This is a genomic window from Olleya sp. KJ81-1 (assembly GCF_055808135.1).
In genome coordinates this window covers 1844564-1867992 of the sequence record NZ_CM147854.1, presented here as the reverse complement: position 1 = coordinate 1867992, position 23429 = coordinate 1844564, and the positions used below count along the sequence as shown (strand labels likewise).

Annotated in this window: 19 protein-coding genes; 18 read left to right on the top strand and 1 reads right to left on the bottom strand. The window is 29.7% G+C overall.

Annotated features, from left to right (window positions below; translation table 11 throughout):
* The first annotated feature begins 1852 nt into the window (after positions 1–1852).
* The 17 genes from AC0L3M_RS08965 to AC0L3M_RS08885 all read left to right on the top strand — a co-directional run bounded on the left by AC0L3M_RS08965 (position 1853) and on the right by AC0L3M_RS08885 (position 20649).
* A complete protein-coding gene (locus AC0L3M_RS08965) occupies positions 1853–2980 on the top strand; it encodes a hypothetical protein (protein ID WP_473430518.1) in 1128 nt (375 codons plus the stop codon).
* Between the two features lie 23 nt (positions 2981–3003).
* Positions 3004–3861 (top strand): sensor histidine kinase, encoded by an 858-nt coding sequence (locus AC0L3M_RS08960; RefSeq protein WP_473430517.1) that lies wholly within the window; start codon positions 3004–3006, stop codon positions 3859–3861.
* Between the two features lie 113 nt (positions 3862–3974).
* Positions 3975–4592: a LytR/AlgR family response regulator transcription factor gene (locus tag AC0L3M_RS08955; RefSeq protein ID WP_473430516.1), complete on the top strand. Its 618-nt coding sequence runs from the start codon at positions 3975–3977 to the stop codon at positions 4590–4592.
* An 11-nt stretch (positions 4593–4603) separates the two neighbouring features.
* On the top strand, positions 4604–4720 hold the full coding sequence (locus tag AC0L3M_RS08950) for a hypothetical protein (protein WP_473430515.1): 117 nt from the start codon (positions 4604–4606) through the stop codon (positions 4718–4720).
* Between the two features lie 278 nt (positions 4721–4998).
* Positions 4999–6966 (top strand): T9SS type A sorting domain-containing protein, encoded by a 1968-nt coding sequence (locus AC0L3M_RS08945; RefSeq protein WP_473430514.1) that lies wholly within the window; start codon positions 4999–5001, stop codon positions 6964–6966.
* A 121-nt stretch (positions 6967–7087) separates the two neighbouring features.
* Entirely contained in the window at positions 7088–9241 is a 2154-nt protein-coding gene (locus AC0L3M_RS08940) for a hypothetical protein (protein WP_473430513.1), read from the top strand.
* Between the two features lie 81 nt (positions 9242–9322).
* Entirely contained in the window at positions 9323–11890 is a 2568-nt protein-coding gene (locus AC0L3M_RS08935) for a hypothetical protein (RefSeq protein WP_473430512.1), read from the top strand.
* Between the two features lie 11 nt (positions 11891–11901).
* Positions 11902–12396 (top strand): hypothetical protein, encoded by a 495-nt coding sequence (locus AC0L3M_RS08930; protein ID WP_473430511.1) that lies wholly within the window; start codon positions 11902–11904, stop codon positions 12394–12396.
* Positions 12397–12735: 339 nt separating this feature from the next.
* A complete protein-coding gene (locus AC0L3M_RS08925) occupies positions 12736–12957 on the top strand; it encodes a hypothetical protein (protein WP_473430510.1) in 222 nt (73 codons plus the stop codon).
* Positions 12926–13369: a hypothetical protein gene (locus tag AC0L3M_RS08920; protein WP_473430509.1), complete on the top strand. Its 444-nt coding sequence runs from the start codon at positions 12926–12928 to the stop codon at positions 13367–13369. Before AC0L3M_RS08925 ends, AC0L3M_RS08920 begins: the two co-directional genes overlap by 32 nt.
* A gap of 443 nt (positions 13370–13812) precedes the next feature.
* Positions 13813–14742 carry a sensor histidine kinase gene (locus tag AC0L3M_RS08915; protein ID WP_473430508.1) on the top strand — a complete coding sequence of 310 codons (930 nt, stop codon included), beginning with the start codon at positions 13813–13815 and terminating at the stop codon, positions 14740–14742.
* 232 nt (positions 14743–14974) lie between these two features.
* Positions 14975–15706, top strand: coding sequence for a tetratricopeptide repeat protein (locus tag AC0L3M_RS08910; RefSeq protein WP_473430507.1), 732 nt, complete (start codon positions 14975–14977; stop codon positions 15704–15706).
* Between the two features lie 155 nt (positions 15707–15861).
* Entirely contained in the window at positions 15862–16497 is a 636-nt protein-coding gene (locus tag AC0L3M_RS08905; RefSeq protein ID WP_473430506.1) for a hypothetical protein, read from the top strand.
* Positions 16498–16616: 119 nt separating this feature from the next.
* On the top strand, positions 16617–17975 hold the full coding sequence (locus AC0L3M_RS08900) for an OmpA family protein (RefSeq protein ID WP_473430505.1): 1359 nt from the start codon (positions 16617–16619) through the stop codon (positions 17973–17975).
* Positions 17976–18772: 797 nt separating this feature from the next.
* On the top strand, positions 18773–19570 hold the full coding sequence (locus tag AC0L3M_RS08895; RefSeq protein ID WP_473430504.1) for a hypothetical protein: 798 nt from the start codon (positions 18773–18775) through the stop codon (positions 19568–19570).
* A complete protein-coding gene (locus AC0L3M_RS08890; protein ID WP_473430503.1) occupies positions 19563–20336 on the top strand; it encodes a hypothetical protein in 774 nt (257 codons plus the stop codon). Before AC0L3M_RS08895 ends, AC0L3M_RS08890 begins: the two co-directional genes overlap by 8 nt.
* A 55-nt stretch (positions 20337–20391) precedes the next feature.
* The gene (locus AC0L3M_RS08885) at positions 20392–20649 is read left to right on the top strand and encodes a hypothetical protein (RefSeq protein WP_473430502.1); all 258 of its coding nucleotides are present in this window, start codon (positions 20392–20394) and stop codon (positions 20647–20649) included.
* Positions 20650–21313: 664 nt separating this feature from the next.
* Here the strand turns inward: AC0L3M_RS08885 and AC0L3M_RS08880 are convergent.
* Positions 21314–21823: a CAP domain-containing protein gene (locus AC0L3M_RS08880; protein ID WP_473430501.1), complete on the bottom strand. Its 510-nt coding sequence runs from the start codon at positions 21821–21823 to the stop codon at positions 21314–21316.
* Between the two features lie 563 nt (positions 21824–22386).
* On the opposite strand from AC0L3M_RS08880, the gene AC0L3M_RS08875 reads away from it, so the two are divergent.
* Positions 22387–23424 (top strand): tyrosine-type recombinase/integrase, encoded by a 1038-nt coding sequence (locus AC0L3M_RS08875; RefSeq protein WP_473430500.1) that lies wholly within the window; start codon positions 22387–22389, stop codon positions 23422–23424.
* Positions 23425–23429 lie beyond the last annotated feature (5 nt).

Below are 23429 nucleotides of genomic sequence, written 5' to 3'. Positions count from 1 at the left end.
CTTTTTTAAAATTCAATGTACTAAAATGTATTAATTTCAATATTGTGAACTAAATGATTAACATACCATTTATGTTATTACAAAATGATAAAATTTGATTTTAATTATTTTTTATGTTTTCTTAGAAATAAGTTCGAATAATATTAAATTTATAATTTTTAATAAACTAGATAGCTATTTAACTTGGCTAGTATTCATAGGACTAAAACAGTAGATAGTTATAATAAAATGTTGAGTATTAGAATTGCGGCTGAAATACTAATTCCAATAATTATACATTTGGTTATACTCAGGCTAATCAACCAACAATGCTTGGTTGTATCTCGTTTTATTTTCATTAGATAGTCAAGTTTATTTGATTATTTTTATTTTAAATTAGTTATAATTCATGACTGAGTTTAGTTGTTTCTTGATTCTCTTTTGGCCAGTATTAGATCAAGCATAAAAAATTTAGCTAGTAGTATTAGTAATTGTTTGATAAACATTTTCATAGTTATTGTTTTAAAGTATTATGGCTTTTTAGTCAACTGATTTTTCAACATACTTTACTGAAAGTATTTAACTATTAAAGCCAGCTGGAAGTATCAGTTATTTCAGAGCTGCATGAGTAAATTAGGTTATATTTAACGTTAAGAGGTTGTGTTTTTATTGTTTTTGAGCTTATTATTATTTAGGGAAAATGAAGAGTTCAATTTTTTATGCTAAATAAGTATTTTCGTAATTGACTTTGTCGTTATTGACTAAAGTAATCCTATTTAAGTGCGTTTTTTGTATGGGTCAATTTTGAAGGTTTTAAGCCGATAACGATGTACTTTGTTATTTTTAAAATAGATGTATAGATAATTTTTTTTAAATAACTAAACTTCTCAGTTAATCTATAACTCCATATGTCACTATTCATATCATTAAAAACTTGTCCTAATTTAGTTTTTACATCATTTTTGTTTAAACCTTTTAAATCGTCGTACATTTTTTCTATTTATTTCAACCAGTGTCATCAAATTATTTTAATAGCGCAATAGTGTTATTTATTCTAATTTATGTAACGTTTTTATGTCGTTCAAAAGGCAGGATGGTTCTGACTTTAGTAATTTTTGCGTTGGATTTAATCTTTAGGTTAAAAAAAGTTTGTTAATATTTTAGTTAATCTTTATGACGTACATAATAAAATTCTTGAAATCTTTCTATCAATATTTTATTTATGATAAATTAAATTAATTATGTGATTACTAAAAAAATAATCAATAAGTGTATTATATATAAGATAAATGATGTCTTTGTTATGTGTAGTATATGTTTCGTTAGCTATTGATTTTAACTGTGTTCTTGAATGCAATTCAGATATTAGTTTTGGTTAGTTTTATATTTTAAGCGTAAACAACTATTGTTTTAAAACGTTTATTTATAATATTTACCAATTATTACTTTGTCTTGTGGAGAGTTTTAAAGTCAACCTAAATTTGGTCCAAGTTTTGAAGGTTTGAACTTACTTCATAATGATTAATAGCATTTTACTTTTTTAATAGTTCTATCAATTATTGTTGGGGCACCTCAAATTTCAATTTGGGGTGTTTTTGTTCCTAAGTGCTAGTAAAACGGTTTATATTCCCAGTTATATTGATAAGTGACCATATATAACTTTGGATGTTTGAATTGGCTTAATAAAATTTATAATTGTCAACCATAGTGATAAGTATGTTAAGTATGCTTCATTCAGGCACAGAAAGCGAGCTTAAATTAGCTCGCTTTTCTCTTTACGTGCTAGGCTAGTTTTTGGTAGTTATTAATTCAATTTGTGATTGATTTTATTTAGATATGTCTAAGTTGTTCTTTTTTTAAAATTCTTAACTGGATGTTTCATAAATATAAATATGCACTTTTTATCTTTCTTGTATGCATTGCTAAGACTTACAGTCAGGAGTCTTTTGTGTATAAGGACTTTAACAACATCAACCTGGATAATTTAAATTTAGAAGGTCCTGTGGGGTACCTAATGATGAAGGCGCATCTTACAGTTGATTTAGATTCAACTTTGTTATACATTGATCAGGCAGAGAAATTAGCTTTTAAAACAAAAGATACTTTACTTATTCCATATATTAATTATCACCTAGGCTATGCACACTATAACAAACAAAATTTTGATTTATCAGAAATGTATCTAAACAAATGTATTTCTATTGCTAGTATTTATAAATTACGTGGAATGCAGTTTGAAAGTTACAATCTTTTAGGACTAATTAAAAAAGATCAAAGATTGTTTGGCTTGTCCTTGGATTATTTTAAAAAAGCATTAGAATTTGCGCCAACCACATATGATAAATTATATTTAAAAATTAATATTTCAGGTATATATCTAGATACCAATAAAGAAGGTATGGCTAAATTGTATTTAGATGAAGTTCTAGATTTTAACAATAACAACAAAAATGTTTTAGAACCGTATTGGATGGCTTATGCCTTTTTAAATTATTCAAAAGTAGTGAAAGGTTTTCGGGACAAGAGCAAGTATATCAGTTTGGCTATAACCCAAGCTGAGAAAGAAAAAGATATGCATGTCCTACTTCAAGCTAACATAGTATTGTCTGATATCTACTTAGAGTTTAACAAGTATAAACAGGCATTAGTAATAGCACACCAAAATTTAAAATTAGCTTTACAGTATAATTATATAGATTCAGTGGTAAGAATAGAATTAATCCTAGCACAGTTATATTATAAATTAAACCAACATGAGACGTCTTTAAGTTATTTAGATAGTATAAGAAATAAAACAGATGTAGAGTGGATGAATTTTCAAATTAATGAATTAAATTATGAAAATTTATACAAAATAGGTGAATATAAAAAGGCTTTTTTGTCTGCTAAAAAACACATCAAATTTTTAGACTCTATATTACTTAATAAACAAGATAAGACTTATGCAGAATATGCAAAAAAGTATCAAACCGAAAAAAAATACAAGAAAATCTGTCGTTAATTAAAGATAATCAAATTAAATCATTGGTTATAAGTAAAGAAAAAATCAAACGTTATTTAATTTCTATTTTATGCTTATTATTAGTTTTAATAATTTTTGTATTTTATTTTCGATATCAAAATAAAAAGAGTATAACAGAGGTTTTAAAAACTAAAAATGACATAATTACTAAGCAAAACCAAAAACTAGAAATAGCCAATAAGACCAAGCAAAAACTTTTCTCTATTGTTGCCCATGATTTAATAAACCCTTTTAATGCACTTTTAGGATATGCGGACGTATTAAAGGCAGATTATTTAAGCCTAAGTGATCAGGAACGTCAAGCTATGATAGCTATAATAGCTAAGTATGCCAATCAGAATTATAATTTGACAAATAGGTTATTAACATGGTCGCGCACGCAGCAAAATAGATTAACAATAAATAAGGTGACATTAAATGCTAAAAAAACGATAATTGAAGCGATAGCGCCTTATAAGTTGTTAGCGTATCAAAAAAATATTAAAACGGTATTAAATATCAATTCTGTAGTAACAATTTGGGCAGATAAAGATAGTTTAATTACTACAATAACTAACTTATATTGTAACGCCATAAAATTTACAAATTTTGATGGTCTTATTACAATTGATGTGCACAATCGGGACAATGCTACAATAATTAAAGTAATAGACAATGGTGTGGGGATGACTCAAAAACAGCTTAATAATATATTTAGTCTTTTAATTAAAACAACTTCAAGAGGTACTAATATGGAGAAAGGTAGTGGGTTTGGATTGCTTATCTGTAATGAATTGACAGTGTTACAAAATGGTAAATTAAGAGTGCATAGTGTTATTAATGAAGGTACAGAAATAACTATAGAACTGCCAAGAGTATAACTAGCAACCGACTATTAGCAGATAGCTACAGTTATTTTAATTTAATTGATTTATTGAAAAAAAGATTAAATTAGGGTTTACTAACCCTAACTAAAAAAAATAAAATATTTTTTATGCAAAATCTTAGTGTGTTAATTGTAGATGATGAATCAGATAATATCGAGTTATTAAAAATTTATTTAAAAAAATATTGTAAATCAGTTGACACTATTTATGCCGAGACGACTGTTGAAGGCGCAATAGAGAGTTATTGCGAGCATTATCCTGATGTATTGTTGTTAGATATAGAGTTAGGTAATGATGTAACTAGTTTTAATATATTAGAAGCATTACCTAGCCTTTTAGCTGAGGTTATTTTTATTACTTCACATACAGAATACGCAATTAAGGCCATTAATAAAGTAAAGCCAGCTGCTTACTTAATTAAGCCAATTAAACCAACAGATTTAATCATGGCAATGGATAAGGTAGTTGCTGCCATTTTTAATAAAAAATCACAAAGCATTTTAAAAGATCCAAATGGTAATAAATATTTAAATTTTGTAGCAATACCTTCTTCCAATAAAATAGAGGTAATACATACAGAAGACATTGTTTATTTGCAAGCCAATGGAAGGTACACGACCTTTTTCTTATTGGATGGTACTCAAAAAGTAGCAAGTCGTAATCTGGGTGAATATGAAAAGCAATTGGATCCTAATCTTTTTTTAGGATTCATCATGGTTATATAGTAAATCTTAATATGGTATTAAATATTAATAAATCTGCCGGTAATTATTGTGAGCTTTCAAACAAACAATCACTACCCATCGCTAAGCGCAGGCAGGAACAATTACACAGGTTTTTAAAAATTAAGTAAAAAGTGTAGTGTAAGGCTTTGTTAAGATAATTTGATTATTTATTAATTATTTCCAAATCAACGACGCCATGCTTTAAATAGTGTTTTGCTACAGTTGGTATACTACTGTTTTAGTTAATCAAATAGGTGTTTGACCACTTGCTTCTTTATTTGACCACTTATTACTTAAGCAGCTGTTTCTCTTAAATTTAGTGACACATTTGTAAAGCTTTTCTGTTCAAAAAAATCCCGTTTGTTAGGATAAGCTCTTATATATAATGTTTAACCTAAATTTTTTTATGAAAAAAAACAACCCTAAAACGTACTTGAAAAAGTATCTTTTATTTCTGTTGTTGCTCACAGTTTTTGGGACAATTTCGGCCCAAGAATTACACGTAAATGATGGAGGTATTTGGTATCTAAAAGCAAGTACAGACTTTACAACTAGTAACACTATTATTACACAACACGCTAACGGTGTGTTTGCTGTGCAAGGTGGTGTTACTTGGGCGGAAGCTACAGAGTATGTTGATGGTAAGGTAACAGTAATTGGTTCAGGTATTACCACAGCAAATGTTGGTGATGTTAACCAGTCTACTATTACTATTACAACTGTAGCTGATGACGAAATTGTGTGCGACTATACAAAGTCTGCACCTTCTGGTAGTTTAGCTCCAGAGTTATTCGCTTATGTTTTAAGTGATACAGAGTTTTGGACAGTTACCAAAAATTCTGGAACATCAACGGACGTAGCTGTTACGGGCTTAACTGAAGATGCTGCTGCTACTTATGGTGGTAATGCATCCAGTACACCAATTATAGTGCGCTATAATGGAACAAACTGGGTAGCCTATTCTGGCTCTACAGGTTTTGGTGATTTTGCTTATGCATCCATAGATGTAACAGATACTGATGGTGATGGTATTTATGACACTGCAGATGCTGATGTTGATGGCGATGGTAGTACAGATTCTGGTGTTATTGACTCTGATGGAGATGGTATTACTGATGTTGCTGAAACAGCAAACGGTACAGATCCTAATAACATTGATTCCGATAACGATGGTATTCCTGACGGAGCAGACACAGATTCTGGTGCTTCAGTAGATGCTACTGATACGGATAGTGATGGTATTACTGACGGAGCAGATGTGGATAATACAACAGCATCGCCAGCAACAGATACTGATGGTGATGGTATTATTAATTTAGTAGATCCATTTGATAACGCAGACCCATTAGATACAGATGGTGATGGTATACCAGATGTTGCCGATGTAGATCCAACTGGCAATGGTACGCCTCTTAACGGTCAAGATTCAGATGGCGATGGTATCCATGATGCTGCCGATGCTGATGATGATGGTACTGTTGGTACAGATGCAGGAGAATCTGACACCGATGGTGATGGTATTGCAGATGCGTTTGACCCAACTGACAATGCAGATACTGATGGTGATGGTATTTATGACACTGCAGATGCTGATGTGGATGGCGATGGTAGTACAGATTCTGGTGCTGTTGACTCTGATGGAGATGGTATTACTGACGTTGCTGAAATAGCAAACGGTACAGATCCTAATAACATTGATTCTGATAACGATGGTATTCCTGATGGAGCAGACACAGATTCTGGTGCTTCAGTGGATGCTACTGATACGGATAGTGATGGTATTACTGACGGAGCAGATGTGGATAATACAACAGCATCGCCAGCAACAGATACTGATGGTGATGGTATTATTAATTTAGTAGATCCATTTGATAATACAGACCCAGTAGATACAGATGGTGATGGTATTCCAGATGTTGCTGATGTAGATCCAACTGGTAATGGTACACCTCTTAACGGTCAAGATTCAGATGGTGATGGTATTGCAGATGCTGCCGATGCTGATGATGATGGTACTGTTGGTACAGATGCAGGAGAATCTGACACCGATGGTGATGGTATTGCAGATGCGTTTGACCCAACAGATAATACACTAGGTATAGCAACATTTTCTACAACAGACTTTGCACTTTACCCTAACCCAGTTAAAGCAACAGCTCTTAGTATTAACTTTAATCTACCAGCTAATGTACACCAGTTATCTGTTAACATGTACGATATAACTGGTAAAATAGTAAAGCAATACAATAACGTAGCAGTTCAAGCTGGTGTAAATAGCATTAATAAACCACAAGTAGCTAAAGGTTTATACTTAATGCAGTTCTCATTTAATAATGGTGAGCAGCATGTAACTAAACGTGTTATTATAGAGTAGTAATGCACTTTAATTGCAATAGTGCATTATAGTAAATTTAGAATGTACTAAAATTAAAATTTTAGTAAAAATATAAGTTGTTGGTATTGAAAATACCGCTAATTAAATAAACAAAATAAAAATGAAAAAATTATTATTAAGTGCTGCATTTATAGCAGCAAGTTTTACAGGTTTTGCTCAGGTTGGTGTAGGGACAACTTCACCGGAAGGAGCACTAGATGTAGTAAGTACAGATAACGGATTTTTAATGCCACGTATGGCGGATGAAGCTGCTGTAACGACTCCTGTTGAAGGTATGCAAGTATATAATACAACTACTAAAAAAGTTATGTTGTATGATGGTACGCAGTGGGTAGAGGTTTCTGGTGCAAGTGGCAAATTTGTAGATGGGACAGACCCTTTAGATGCTGTTTTTACAGGTGGTAACGTAGGTATCGGTACCACTGCACCAAATAATACTTTGGCTGTATATGGTACAAAATCTTTAAAGTTCACCCGCAACGATAGTGGCAATGGAAGTACTTCAAAGAATATTATAAATATAGTTAGATCCTATGAGGGAGGTCCAGGAGCTGACGGAATAGGAGCTCATGTCGATTTTTACGCTGAAACGACTACAGAAGGTGCTACTGAACCTATCGGTCAAATAAGGTTTCAAACGACTGATGCAACGACAGGTTCGGTTGATAGTAATCTTTCACTAAGAGTATATCGCGACGGGGTTGTTAATACGCCAATATACGCAGCTAATACTGGAAGCGTAGGTATTGGTACAATCGCGCCAAACGCTTCATCCGTTTTAGATGTTACAAGCACAACAAAAGGGCTTTTAATACCTAGAATGACAACAACACAACGTACAGCTATAGTTTCTCCTGCAGAAGGACTAGAAGTATACGACACAACTACCAAAACCTCTTGGTACTATAATGGTACAATCTGGGTAGAGGATATAGTGGTAGATAATGTAACTTTTACAGAAAACGTGTATTTTGATGGTACAGACGCAAATACTCAAACAAGTGGTTTTGATGATGTAAGGTACTGGAGCATAAATGCAACAGAAGATGGTTGTGAAGTTAATGCTTCTTTTAGTGCAGATCCTGTATTAGCTGCCGATCAAAATTTGCTATATATCGGACAAAGTAATTGCGATTTAGATGGAGATGGCTCTGAGGTTTCATATTGGATTTATGATGGTGCTCAATACATACCGTATGCTAGACCTGCTTCTACTCCTTTTTATCTTAGTGGTACTACCTTAGATGCTGGTGGTGATAAAACTAGTTCTATTCAAAGAAATGGTAGTATTGTTCTTACAGATTTTGATAATCCAACTGGTTTAAGTGTTCAAAATAATAAAACGTGGTCTAATGGTAATTTACAAACTGTTGAAGGTGTTCGTGTATCTCTGTTTCCTAACTTTACCTCTGCGGATGCTAGCCCAAGTAAAAGAGCAATTGGTATGACAACTAACATAAAGTCAAGTGACGACGGTAGTGCAACTATAACTTATTTAAGAGGGGCTAATACAACTGTACTTAGAGAAGACGCTTCTGCAACAATGAGCTCCATGATTGGTAATTATAATTTTGTTGGTCATGGTGCTAATGTATCTGGTAATACAAATAGTATACAAGTTTTTGCTGCAGTTCCACGTGTTCTTAGTGGTACAGCAACAAATGTTAGCGATTTTGTTGGTTATGCTATGCCATTAACTCAAAGAGGGAATGTTACAAACCATTATGGATTGTACATTAATGGTGACTATAAAACAAACTATTTTGAAGGTAATGTTGGTATTGGTACAAACACACCAGATGCAAAATTACAAGTAAATGGTAAAACATTATTGGCTGGTTCGTCTAAATTTTCTAGATTAGGTTCTCCTGTGTATGCAGATATAGTGACTAATGATGATGAAAGTTTAAATGTTTTTACAGATGATAACACGAGTTGGTTAGTGGCAGAGCAAGATGAAAATACTGGTGTAAATGGAAATATGGCATTTGTAATCGATAATGATGGTACAGCTACACCTAAATTTGATTTTTATAATAAGTCAGATTTTGTAACACCTTTGTTAACTATAAGATCAAATTCTCGTAATGTTGGTATTAATACTAACGCACCTACATCTAAATTACATGTGGTTGGTTTAGTTGGTTACGCAACAGATGCAGCAGCTGGTACAGCTGGTTTAACTGCTGGTGCTTTTTACCAAACGTTAGGGCATGCAACACTTCCTGATGGTGTTATTATGGTTAAACAATAATAGATTTAACAACTAATATATTTTTAAAACCTGCCCACGTACTGGGCGGGTTTTTTTAATGTAATTTAAAAAATCATAAATTTGAAACATAAAATAAAGTTTTTCTGGTTTTTTTGTATTGGACTTTTATGTGCTAAAACTTATTCACAAACAATACCAACCCAATCTCAAATACAAATAATACGAGATACAGCAATAGCCTATAATTTTGCAAACCCTTGGCCAGACCCTAATACTAATTGTGCAGGGACATCTGCTTATTGTTTATCTAGCTATACCTTAAATCAAAACACATCTGTAGCAGATCAATATATACTTAATTTACCTATAGATGCTTTTAGAGATGGCAGTGACTGTTATTTCTGGAACTTAAGTTTTGTAAGAATCTATGCAGACCCTATTCTTTTTCAAAGATTGTCTTCAGCAGCACAATCTAGTTTACAAGATAAAATGCTAAATTGTTTAAATTATCATTCTAAAATGAGTTATTTAAATGCTGGTGTTTGGCAAATTGTTGGTAGCGAAAACCATAATTTAGTGAAAAAATCTACTGCGTATTTAATTTCTCAAAAATTAATGGAAAATCCAGCTAACCACACAATGGTCTTGGATGATGGTTTTACATTAGCAACGCATTACAATGCCTATCGTACTTTTTTTAAATCCTATTTTAAAGAGCACGCACGCCAAGGTTTAAATGTTGAGATAAACTCGCATACGTATGTAAAGTATAGTTTGGCATGTTATTTAAACATATATGATTTAACTACAGATGATTTGGTAAAAAGGCAAGCAAAAAACTTTTTAGATTTGTATACAGCAGAAAACGCGGTTACTTATTTGAAAAACGCAAATGATGTTGGTGGTGCAGCTACAAGACAATATAAAGATTCTGGTATACCAAAAGGAAAAGGTAAGGCCTCTTATAACGCGGCTTTAGGTTGGAGTGCAAGTACTATTTCTAATCATCCAACGGACGTATTAGTGGCATATTCTTCATATTATCCTTCATCTATCATAAATACAATTGCTTTTGCAGATAAACCTAATTTTTTAGCAGAATTTTTAAGTTGGGGCACAAAACTAACACCTCTTTTTACAGGTGTCTATAATGTTGGTTTTAATACACAAGATAAAGGAGATGTTGTGCGTTTTTCATACTTTACAAACAGTTATGCGCATGGTACTACTTGCTATAACCCTACTCAAGTGTTTACTGCTGTAGCAGAACAAAATAGAGCAATGGGTATTACTTTTAATGAGCCCACAGTTACCAGGATTACAGTGCATGGTGTGGGTACAGCGCAAGGTAAAGAAACTGGCTACAATGAAATAAACGGTATGTCTGGCACCAATTGTAGTGTCATTTGGAGGAATATAGATAGCAGAAACAATGTAGGTACCAGAATTTATATTTCTAATGGAGATTTAATAAATAATAAAGTTGAATACAACGGATGGACGTTTAGTGAAACAGCATCGGCTTATGTTGGGTATAAAGTGGTGCAAGGGTCATTATCAGAAACTAGTGTAACGCTAGGTAAAATGTATACGTTATCGGATATGAATAGTCCAATTATAATTGAAACTGCACAGAAAACAGATTTTTCAAATTTTCAAGCTTTTAAAGATGCCATAGTTGGTAATGCGATACAAACTTTATCAGATGGTACAATTAAATATTTTTCTGAAGCTAATGAAAATTTTGAGGTAAAACCTAATAGTTATGTTATTCCTAAAAAAAATAATAGTGCTATCAATTTTAACTTACCTAACACTTTTAATTCGCCATACTTAAATGGCATGGGAGACTCCTATATTGCAACAGTTTCTTATCCTGGTTTCCAAGATTTAAAAATTAATTTTAATGATATAAATATAGATCTAGAAGCAGAATGTTTAGAAAATCCAAATTGGAATCTTACTTCTTCAAGTAATGCTTCTGCGAACGGAGCAGTATCACCAAATGCATCAATTGTAAATCCCTTTCTTGAAGAGAATATTTTAAATTTTGATTTTGAAATTAAACATGCAGGTGAGTATTCCATATTTGCAAGAGGCTTGTTTCCAGATGGTAGTTCAGATTCTTTTTTTGTAAATATTGATAATGGAACTTACCAAACTTGGCATACAGGTAATGCTCCAAATCATAAATGGTCTTATTTAAATCTGGGTAACAATAATTATACTGCTAATTTTGACGTTGGGTATCATCGTATTTCTATTGCTAAAAGAGAGTCTGGAGCTATGCTTGATAAAATAAGAATTTCAGAAAATAATAATTTGCCAACAGAGATAGGATTGGAGGACACAAATTGTTTAAATTCAATTATCACACATGCTACCGTGTGTAGTGTTTTGCCAAATACAAATGCGGCAACACAATTTACTAGTGTTGGTATTACCACTCAGTCGCCATTAAGAATGGGTTGGCCTAATGATGTGCCAAATAGTTTTCTTACTATGGAGTCTAAAAATAAAGGATTTGTAATTACTAGACTTACTAATACCCAAGTAACAACGTTAACTAATAAACCAGCACCAAATGGAGCACTGGAAGGGATGTTGATATATAATACTACAGAACAAAAATTTCAGCTATTTGATGGTAATTCTTGGAAAAATATAAAATTGGGATGCAACAATTAAAACTAATACAAATGAAATTTACTAGTTTAATATTATTTTTTTGGAGTGTTTCACTTTCTGCTCAAATAGGTATAGGTACTACAAACGTAAACGAGTCTACAATCTTAAACTTTTCGGAGAATACAACAAAAGGTATAATATTACCTATTGTAGAAGCATTACCAAGTGCGCCAGCTAATGGTACTATTTTAATGGATAAAAATGATTTAATAGTAAAAATGTTTGAAAACAATAAATGGATTGCAATGTCTACAGAAGGTGATGTGTCAAACACACAATTTAATACAAGTAACGAAAATATGACAGCAATAGGTGTCACAATAGGAGATACGGCAACTACAGATGGTGTTTTAGTGCTAGAATCTACTACAAAAGCCTTAGTATTACCTAAAGTTGAATCTCCAGAAATTAATGTAAAAAGTCCTCCAGCTGGTTATATGTGTTATGACACTAATAGTAAGAGCGTGGCTATATTTAATGGTAATGTGTGGAGTTTTTTAAATTAAAAACTGATCATTTATAAGCGTTTTATTTTATATGTTCAAGGTTTTGTTTATTGTTACCTTTTTTTACGTTTAACGAAGTATATACAATTAGAGTGTTACTAATTTGTACAAATACTTACTTGTTTCTAGGCTCTTCATGTAAGCCAATTAATGTATATTACTTTTACTAGTTTAATTTTTAATCAACTTTTATTTTAAAATATCCAATTGCAACTATTTTATTATTGCTAATAAGGATTTTTCTATTTTTAATACTTTGTTTACGTTCAATTTTGTTACATTTAGTATTCTAATTATTGTCACAGTATATTTAATTTAGACTATTTCTTATAAATGAAAATGAACATACAAATTGTAATGCTTTTTTTTGTGATTTTTAATCTAAATGCGCAAAAATCAGATTTATATTATAAAAACATAGAGAGCTATGAAGGGCTTTCTAGTTTGACAAAATTTGGTGAAATTGGAGCACTTTTAGACAAAACAAGTTCAGCTGAAACACGAGATGAAAAAATACGTTATTTAGATAATGCATTACATCTTTCTAGAGAAAAAAGATAGTACCTTATTGCCCTATATATATTATAAGTATGCTGCTTTTAATATTGATTTTAATGATCAAGTGGCAATTGCATATTTTAATAAAATACTAGCTATCACGCAATGGAATAATTTAAACTACTTGCGTTCTGTTGTTTACATACATTTGGCTATTATAAATCAAGAAATAAATAATTTTGATAAGTCAATTGTATATTATGAAGAAGTAATTAAGCAATCGCAATTTATTCAGTTAAAAAACATGTGTAAAACAAATATTCTAATTATACATGTAGACAATGGTAAGTTAGAACTAGCCAAAATATATATTGATGAACTCTTAGAGTTTCAAAAAGACAACAAGGTTAATGGGTTGGATAATAACACATTAAGCATATTGTATTTATATAGTTCAAAATTAAAAAAACTTTAAGTGAGAAATTAATAACAATAAACAAATCTATTGCGCTAAATTTAGAAGACGATTCAGAGTTTTTTAACCTGTCTGCTGCTTACTACTATAGAGCTCTAATTTATAATGATTTTAACAAAAATAATCTAGCAATTAATGATTTGCATACCTCATTAAAAATAATGAAGGACAATAGTAATTATTTTCATTCTTTAAAAGGAAATGTCTATAATAAACTAGCTTATATCTCTCTTAAAGAGAATCTTGCATCAAAAGCAATAGTTTACGCAGATAGCTCTAATATGCTAATGAAAAAAATCAGATTGATATAAAAAAATCTAACGATTCTATTTTTTATAAATCATATGCAATTATAGGTAACTATAAAAAAGCTTATAATTATTCTGAAAAATATATTCTCTCTCAAGACTCCTTAATGGCTTCACGAAAAGATAGCCTATACATTGCCTACGGCAAAAAATACCAAACTGAAAAAAATACAAGAGAACGAGCTCTTAAAAAAAGACAATGTAATTAAAGATTTAGAGGTAAAAAAACAAACTACTAACCGTAATTATTTATTGTTGTTTTCTGCTTTGGGTTTAATAACTTTAGGTGTAACCTACAACCGTTTTAGATTAAAAAGAAAAACTGCAAATGCATTAGCTACACAAAACAGCATAATAAATAACCAAAAAGCAGAATTAGAAAAAAGTAATGCTAACAAACAAAAGCTGTTTGGTATTGTTGCCCACGATCTAGTAAACCCTTTTAATGCTATTTTGGGTTACACTAAATTACTAGAAGAAGATTATGATGATTTCAGTGAGCTAGAACGTAAAAAGTTTATTAACATTATTAACAAGTACGCAAATAGTAATTATAATTTAACAAGAACCTTATTAGATTGGGCAAAAGTACAGCAAGACCAATTGGTAGTTGAAAAAGCAACACTAAATTGTAAAACCATTGTAAGCGAAGCCATATTGCCATATCAAGTATTAGCAGATAAAAAAGAAATACACATTACTACCAACATACCTGATCATACATTTATACAAGCCGATAAAAACATGATGCAAACCGTTATTGGCAACCTTTTTGTAAATGCCATAAAATTTACACCACAAAAAGGTGAAATTAATTTTCATTTAGAAAAAAATAAAGAGGGTACTGTAAAAATTGAGATAGAAGATAACGGTATTGGTATGAGCCAAGAACAACTTAATAATTTGTTTGATATTACAAAGGTGCAATCTGCGAAAGGTACTAATAACGAAAAAGGTAGTGGTTTAGGTTTAATACTATGCAAAGAACTTATGGAGCTTCAAAAAGGAACACTAAGTTTCATCAGTAAAAAAGATAAAGGTTCTACAGCTATTTTATCAATTTAAAACTATTTATAAAGTAAAATTCTGTAATAAATCGTTAAGGTATTAAGACCTTGTTTCTACAATTCTTAAATAGCATTATTGTGTTTATCTTTTTTATTCAAATTTATAATTATTAGTTTTTCACCTCGCAAACTTACCAGTTAACCTTCTATTTTATCACTTATTACTTATAGATGTTCAATACTTATGTAATATTCTAATTTTACTATTAAATATAATAGAAAGATATAGAATGAAATATTTAATACTAATTGTAGTCCTTTTAACTACTAGTCTAATAACTGCCCAAAAATTAACAGCAGAAACCTTAAAAATAATAGAATTATCACATCATAAAAATATAGTAACTCAGGCCTTAACCTATAACGATACCGAAACTGCAATTAATAGCATGCATTATATCATAGCACTAGAAGGTGAAACAAGCACGTATAAAGATAGTTTGGCAATAAATTATTATAATGTTGGTAATTATGTAAGTAGTCATTTATTAGCCAAAGAGTTGTTAGTAACAAAACCAGAAAACTTACAATTGTTAGAAATTAATGCAGTAAGCTTACAAAGTTTAAATGCTACAAAAGAAGCTATAGACGCTTATGAAATATTGTTTTCTAAAACCAAAAATATGAAGCATGGTTACCAATTGGCAATGCTGCAATATAGTATAAAACGTTTGGCAGAAGCACAAGTAACAATAGACCAAACAACACTATGCGATGTTATAGAAAATGCATACCTGCAATTTGCAATAGATAAAACAAAAAGTCAAAACGTACCTCTAAAAGCAGCAGCATACAATTTACAAGGGTTAATAGCATTTGAATTAAAAGATAACACGCTTGCTAAACAGGCATTTGATGAAGCATTAAAAATTATGCCAGAGTTTACACTTGCTACCCAAAACACTAATGCAGTAACTATTGAAATGCAAAACAAAAAAACACAAATCAAGATCAAATATTAAAAAAATAACTAGCTATTGTCCTAAAAGTTAAAAGTTAAAAGTATAAATGGTGTGAATTTTATTTCACACCATTTATATTTATAGATAAACGATTATTACATCTCTCTTAAAATTATTTATGTTAATCTATACATTTATGAAGACAAAAATAATATATGAGACTTAAAAAAGTATTATCCCCTTTATTTATAATGATGTTTATAAAACTATATAGTCAAAACAAAATTCCATGGTCAATAGAAGTTGGTGTTAATGCAGTAGATGTCTACCCAGTTGGTGGCACGATGCCTCAAGGTCCATATTTTGACGAGTTTTTTAATGTAACAGATCACTGGAATTTTGGAGCTTTTTTTAAAGTCTCAAAGCAATTGACTGATAGTTATGATATTGGTTTAATAGTATCAAAAAACACATTATCCAAATGGGGTCAATTTGGTAATACAGATGTAAGTCTTAATGTTGAAAATTTAAAATATCTATCAGTTGATGTTATGTCAAATCATTATTTCTCAACTAATACAATTAAACCCTTTGTAACTTTAGGTGTTGGTTATACTTGGATAGAAGAAGGAGATTATAATACCATAGCAATTAATCAAGGAGTTGATAATTTGGTAGGAGCTATGACATTAAATTTAGGTTTAGGTTCAAATTTTGAAATTAATGACTATTTTTCGATAAACTTAAATTCCACTTATAAACATTCCTTTCAGGATTATTTAACCAAGCATTGGCAACATACTTTTAGTTTAAAATACAAGTTTTTAGGAAAATGTTATTGTAGTTATTGATAGTAAATATTCTTTATATACTCGTTTATTTATCCATTTTATCACTTATAACTTTGATTTTTTTTGTGGGAATATACTTAAATTACTTTTGTTGTTTAATTTAATAACTTAAAATTTAAATGAAACAATTTTATTCTTTAATAGCACTTGCTATTTTAACATGTACTATTACAAATGCCCAAAATAAAGATGTTCCTTGGTCTTTAGAAGCTGGTGTGAATTATGTTAATGTGTATTCTGTAGGTGGAGATGCACCACAAGGAGAGTTTTTTGACGAGTTTTTTAATGTGAATGACCATTGGAATTTAGGGACTTACATAGCAATAACAAGAAATCTTTCTGAAAGCGTGTCTTTTACAGCTAAAGGGTCTTTTAATGAGATTTCTAAATGGGGACAATTTGGGGATGATGATGTAAGTGTTTTTGTCGATAATTTAGAATATTATGGACTAGATGGGATGATTAATTTTAAATTATTAAAAAACACTAAAATACAACCTTATATTTCTGTAGGTGGTGGTTATACTTGGATTGAAGAGGGTCAATATAATACTCATTCATTAGAAGAATCTAATGATGATTTTGTAGGCGCAGGTACAGTAAATGGAGCATTAGGTTTTACTGTAGCAATAACTGATCGTTTTGGAGTTAATTTTCAAAGCGCTTACAAACATTCTTTTCAACAGTATTTAACAAAGCATTGGCAACATAGTATTGGTTTAACATATGCTTTAGGTAAGTCTAATAAAGATGCAGACGTAGTAGAGCTAATGGATTCAGATCAAGATGGTGTAATTGATAAATATGATGTTTGCCCAACAGTATTTGGTTTAAAAGTATATGCAGGTTGCCCAGATACAGATGCAGATGGTATACCAGATAGTTTGGATAAATGTCCTAAAATAAAAGGTTTAGTTAGTAATGAGGGATGTCCATTATCAGATACAGATGGAGATAGTATTGCTGATACTGAAGATAAATGCCCAAATGTAGCAGGAACTGCTGCTAATAATGGTTGTCCTGATACAGATAAAGATGGTGTTATAGATTTAGTGGATAAATGTCCAAATACAAAAGGTGCAATTGATAATAATGGATGTCCAGAAATTTCAACTCGAACAACAGAAGATTTAAAAGTGCTAAACGATTATGCTAGAATAATTTTATTTAATTCAGGAAAATCAAGTTTTAAAAATGAAACTTATTCTATACTAGAAGTTATGTCTAATATTATAATTAAATATCCAGACACAGATTTTTTAATTGAAGGCTATACAGATAGTATTGGAAATGCTGAATTTAATAGATTGCTATCGGTAAGAAGAGCAAACGCTGTAAAAGACTACTTTATTTCTAAAGGAATTAATTCAAACAAATTATTTGCGTTTGGATTTGGCGAAGAATTTCCAATTGATTCAAATGATAGTTCATCAGGAAGAGCCAATAATAGAAGGGTAGTGGTTAAAATAAAAAAATAATGGGTTTGTTAATAAGACTACTATTTTTAGACACTACGAAAGTAGTGTCTTTTTGTTTTTCAATTTGTATATCATTAATAAATAGTTTATAAACCGGATTTATGACTTTAAAAAAGATTTCAATTAATATAAGAAAATCAATTTTAAATCATTTCTGAACATGATAAGATTTTAATTTCGATTTTTTGAAGTAGGTATTAAGTATTGTTAAAATAAAATAAAAGAATTACTTAATTATAATGCGGATCCTTTGGAATTGCTAATTATGATGTTTTAAAAAGTTATTATAGTTGATCTTAATACTATACTACAATTTATGTGTATATGGTCAAGATAAATTAGTAATATATGAAAAATATAAAAAGTTGAGGAAAGAACAAGTGTATAATTATTTTAGGACACAATGAATGAAAAATATAAAGAGTTGCTGCTTATTTGTTTAATTTTAGTATTAGTTTTTATACTTTACGTTTTTTATGTAAATTCCTTAACTATGCATGAAAAATATGTTAAATAAAATTTTTCGAGATTCAAATTATTACATAACTCAAGTCGACTATTTTAATATTGTTCCATATATTTTAAATATTATTCATTAGTTATACAATGGACTTGGGTTTTAGCATCCTATGCAATAGATAATTATTTTTTTACGGTTTAACATAATTTACTTCTTGTAAACCGCTGTATTTTACCATTTGTGTTTTTTATCACGCACTTATTACTCTGCAGTTTTAATGCCAGCGTATTAAATTTATTTTCGGATAAATTAATCTTCCTCTTTTGGATCTTAAGTTATGGCCGAATTTTTTAAAACTAAAAATATAAATCGAACTAAATCAGCACATAATTTTAATCATTTAGAATTGTTTTATTTAAGGCTTTATGCTCACGGTGTAAAACGAAACGAAATTTGTGATTTTTTGGAAGTTTGTGGCAAAAGGCTAACTTATATGAAGCAAAACATTGCTGTCAAATGTAAAAGTAAAAATTGGTTAAAAATTATGGCATACGCATTCAATAACTACCTTTTAAATAAAAAAGATTTTGTCGAAGATCTTGTAAAGGATCAGGCTTCTTTTTATGCCAAAGATATTTTTATAAATCATGTAAGTAAATTTAATAAATCTATTAACACTCATGCTCTTAATTCAAAAATTATAGAATTCTGTAGCGTAAGTGAGTCATTGTTAAGGAATGAATATGATACGTTTTCGGAAAATAATAAATTAACATTATTAGAAAAAAAGTACCTTAATTTAAAATATCGGTATTTAATCAATTCAAAAGGACAGAATTGTTTTATGGATTTTTCCCCTCAAGATGAGCAGCGATTGAGGAGAGCTATTTTCAAAAAACTTGTGGGATATAATTGGTTTAATGTTTTCAAAAAAGCAATCCAATTTAACTTAATTGATCAAGTAAATAGTAGTTCATTAAGTTTTGATTACTACCTACGATTATGTGTTTCTGATGTAATTGAATCTCGAAATATTGAACACCTAACTTCTACTGATAGAGAGTTGTTAATTTATGGTAAGTTATTGGAGTTGTACTCTAATCTTGAAATTGAAAAATTGGTAAATAATGGTTAATAATTATAATAAAAATGAGATGATTATTAATAAAACAGTATCACTAAATGTTAATGAAGTATATATTGTAAGGCTTGTGTCTCATGGTTTAACAACAGTTCAAATAACAGAGTTTTTAGCTATAACAACAGATCAATTTCTTAATTATATCAAAAGCATCAAGTTAAAATTAGAATGTGAATCATGGTTTAGAGCTGTCTTAAAAAGTTTTAAACTAGGAATCTTAAAACATGAAGATTTTATTGATGAACTAGTTAAAGTTAAAGCTTTAAATTACAGTTTCAAGCTTTTAAAGATAGTTAATGAGCAAAAACAGACTCTAGAATTTGTAACGCTAGCTATTATTAGTTTTTTAGAAGATTCAGAAAAAGCATTTTTAGAGCTAAATACAATGGAGTTTTGGTCGCAAGAAATTAATTACTTACAGCTAAAATTTAAAGGTTTTGACCATATTGAAATGTCTGAATTTTTTAATTTTTCGGAAAGAGAGTCTCTTGATTTTCAAGAAAGGTTATTCCGTAAACTTGAGGTTAATGATTGGTATAATGCTTTTAAAAAAGCATTTAAGCTAAAAATTATTGATATGGATACTAATTTGAATACAAATCATTTTAATGAGGCAGGCAAGGTAGCAGCTAATATTTTAGCAATTTCTTTGTTTAAAAGCCTTACGGAAAAGGAAAAGCAATTAATGATTTATAATGAATTGTTAAAATACTACGCGTTAGTAGAACTTAGTTATCTATCACATGTACTATTGTTTTAATAAATAGTAAGTTAATTTAATGGTAATAAGAGGTTTAATTTGTTAAAAGAATGTTATGAGTGGAGAATTATTAATAATTAACGGATTACTTTATTTTATGTTTGGATTAATTTTATTCTGGTTTTTATTTAAATTCAGATCTAAATTATACCACTCTAGGTGGCATAAAACTATAGGTGTTTTAGGATGTTCATCAAATGATTTTTATGCTCAGTTTATATCAGAGTTACAAGCTTTAAAAGTTAAGAACATTAGTTTAAGTTTTGTTTATTTAAAAGAAGATTTTACTTTTTTTACAGGTGTAAATGTTTAAGAATTTTGTGGGATGATGTTAATTATGACTTATGTGTCTTAAATCTTGGTAGTAGATATCTTGTAGCTTGGAGAATAAAAGTAAAGCACCATTATTGGCAAGCATTGCTTTATAAAACACCATTTATCGGTGTATATATTTGTACAAAATTATTTTCTAGTTTCACTAAAAAAATGGATAATGCAAATCTGTTTAGAAAGCATGCTCAATTTGCTTTAGTGAGGATTATTGAAAGTAATTCTATGAGTAAGAAATTAATTCAATTAAAGTAAGTAATGTTTTTAGGATATAGTTATATTAAAATCTTTAATTATTGATTTTACTGGGATTTTTTTAGCATAAAAGTAATTTATAACAATGTTAATACTTAATCTTAAAAAAAGATTGTCATTTTAGTTTCTCTTTTATTGAGTAAAATAATATGACTAAATAAAGTATAAATTAAATAAGATTTTAAACTCAGTGTTGTTATTTAGAGTTTTCAGAATACAATAGTTAATATCACTTTTTTATAAATGTATGGATGTCTTAACTGAGTATTAGTGTAATATATCCAACAATTAACTAAATCTATTCACCATAATTCAATCAGAATCAAATTGTTTTTAGACTAAAACAATTTTTGTAATCTAAATTTCAAAGCTATTAAAATTTAAATAGATTTTTATTTATAAAAAAGTGTTGTGAAATAGTATTTATCATTTTGATCTGATTTCATTATACCAAAGCCAACATGTGTATAATCCCCCTCAATTACTTGTTTGTGATTTATACTATTTAGCCAGGCGTTAACTACAGACTCAGCAGATGTAAATCCATAAGCCAAATTTTCAGCTACATAAGTAGCTCCTTTTTCCAATAATCGTTCTTTTCTAATAAAAAAGTTAGTGTGGCTTAACTCATTTCGATTTATCATATATTTAGTATGATTTATGGCGTATGTTGTGGCATACGTCGTGTCTTTCTGTAATTCCATTTGCCCAAGCGCTACTCTGTGATTATTAATAATAGATAAAATATCCTCTGTAATTTCCCAATTATTAAGATCTATAAGTGACTGATTTATAGGTTTTTCAAAATAATCATCAGTATCGTTGCTAATAGAGCATGAATTTAGAATTGTAATTATTAAAAAATAATAAATAAAATTCAATCTTTTTTCTATAGTTTTCATAGTTAAATACTTTTAATTAAAAATAGTTCAACTTAACACAAAACAAAATTGGTAAGTAATAAGTGGATAATGTAAGAGGTTTTAGTTATTAACCTATATTTACCAGAAATTAAATTATAAATAGGAGTACACGATTCGGTATACGATTTAATCAGCAAGATAGCTAATAGGATAAAAAACGGGGTGTTTTTCAAACTCATAACCCGAAGGTCACTGGTTCGAGTCCAGTTCCCGCTACTAATTGGAATTACTTCAAAAACAACGGTTTGGCTTTCGCTAAACCGTTTTTTTATGCATACTATTTTTGATTATCTTGCACAAGAATTGCAAAATGAATACGAAATTGAATACGATTTAACTTTGAAAAAAATTATTCTCCCCCTAAGATTTACTCAGCAAACGGAGACCTCAAAAAACGTTGGTATGTTTATTTTTCTTATCGGGACCCTAATACAGGAAAGTTAAAACGTCAAACTCCAATTTATTCAAATGCTAATAAGTTTAAAACTAAAGAAGAACGACTTTCTGTTTTAGTGACTTATAGAAAAGCACTACTTAAGCTTTTGGCAAAAGGATATAGTCCTTATTCTAATAATAAAGAAGTGCTATTAAGTGTTAAGGATACCAAGACTAAATCTGAAATTTCTAATCCCGTGTTAGTGCCTATTGAAGTAGAACAGGTTAAAGAACCTGTAATGACTTATAGGGATGCTTTTGCTTTTGGTTTAAAACAAAAAGAGAAGCTTATAAACGAGACGACTAAACGTAGTTTTGAAAATAGATTAAAAAACTTTACTAAATGGGTTGAGCAAACTCATCCAAATATTGTTGGAATAGATGAGATTAATAAGAAAGTGATTTCACATTTTTTAAGCGATATTCTTGAAAGAACAAGTCCTAGAAATAGAAATAATTATCGTGCAGATTTAAGCAGTATAATGCAAGTATTATTTGATAATGATATTATCAATTCTAATGTTATTAAGCAAATACCTGTTCTCAAAGCTATACCTAAAAGAAACAAAACTTATACTCAAGATAAACAAGAAGAAATTTTTGAATATTTAGAGAGGGAAGATAAAAATCTATTATTGTTCATAAAGTTTATCTCTTATAATTTTTTAAGACCAATAGAGGTTTGTAGACTTAAAGTAGGGGATATTGATTTAAAGACTAAGACTGTAAAATTTAAAGCTAAAAATAGTCCAATGAAGACTAAGATTATTCCTGATTTATTAATTAAGGAATTTCCAGACCTTTCTAAGTTAAATAAAAAAGACTCATTTTTTACTCCAGAAGTAATAGGAGGAGAATGGGATACTGCTTTAGAGAATAAAAGGGATTATTACACAAAGCGTTTTAAACGTGTTGTAAAAGATCATTTTGGTTTAGGTGCGGAGTATGGGTTATATAGTTTTAGACACACTTATATCACTAAATTATACAGACATTTGGCTAAAGAATCCTCTCCGTTTGCTGCGAAAAGTAAATTGATGCTTATAACAGGGCACTCTTCCATGTCAGCTTTAGAAAAATACTTGCGAGATATTGACGCAGAATTACCAGAAGATTATTCACACATGTTAGAATCTTTAAAATAGATAAA

Bases quoted from the DNA above. Each gene is read 5' to 3' on its own strand.
- AC0L3M_RS08965 (WP_473430518.1), top strand. From the start codon at position 1,853: ATGTTTCATAAATATAAATATGCACTTTTTATCTTTCTTGTATGCATT.
- AC0L3M_RS08955 (WP_473430516.1), top strand. From the start codon at position 3,975: ATGCAAAATCTTAGTGTGTTAATTGTAGATGATGAATCAGATAATATC.
- AC0L3M_RS08950 (WP_473430515.1), top strand. From the start codon at position 4,604: ATGGTATTAAATATTAATAAATCTGCCGGTAATTATTGTGAGCTTTCA.
- AC0L3M_RS08945 (WP_473430514.1), top strand. From the start codon at position 4,999: ATGAAAAAAAACAACCCTAAAACGTACTTGAAAAAGTATCTTTTATTT.
- AC0L3M_RS08940 (WP_473430513.1), top strand. From the start codon at position 7,088: ATGAAAAAATTATTATTAAGTGCTGCATTTATAGCAGCAAGTTTTACA.
- AC0L3M_RS08930 (WP_473430511.1), top strand. From the start codon at position 11,902: ATGAAATTTACTAGTTTAATATTATTTTTTTGGAGTGTTTCACTTTCT.
- AC0L3M_RS08925 (WP_473430510.1), top strand. From the start codon at position 12,736: ATGAACATACAAATTGTAATGCTTTTTTTTGTGATTTTTAATCTAAAT.
- AC0L3M_RS08920 (WP_473430509.1), top strand. From the start codon at position 12,926: ATGCATTACATCTTTCTAGAGAAAAAAGATAGTACCTTATTGCCCTAT.
- AC0L3M_RS08910 (WP_473430507.1), top strand. From the start codon at position 14,975: ATGAAATATTTAATACTAATTGTAGTCCTTTTAACTACTAGTCTAATA.
- AC0L3M_RS08905 (WP_473430506.1), top strand. From the start codon at position 15,862: ATGAGACTTAAAAAAGTATTATCCCCTTTATTTATAATGATGTTTATA.
- AC0L3M_RS08900 (WP_473430505.1), top strand. From the start codon at position 16,617: ATGAAACAATTTTATTCTTTAATAGCACTTGCTATTTTAACATGTACT.
- AC0L3M_RS08895 (WP_473430504.1), top strand. From the start codon at position 18,773: ATGGCCGAATTTTTTAAAACTAAAAATATAAATCGAACTAAATCAGCA.
- AC0L3M_RS08890 (WP_473430503.1), top strand. From the start codon at position 19,563: ATGGTTAATAATTATAATAAAAATGAGATGATTATTAATAAAACAGTA.
- AC0L3M_RS08885 (WP_473430502.1), top strand. From the start codon at position 20,392: ATGAGTGGAGAATTATTAATAATTAACGGATTACTTTATTTTATGTTT.
- AC0L3M_RS08880 (WP_473430501.1), bottom strand. From the start codon at position 21,823: ATGAAAACTATAGAAAAAAGATTGAATTTTATTTATTATTTTTTAATA.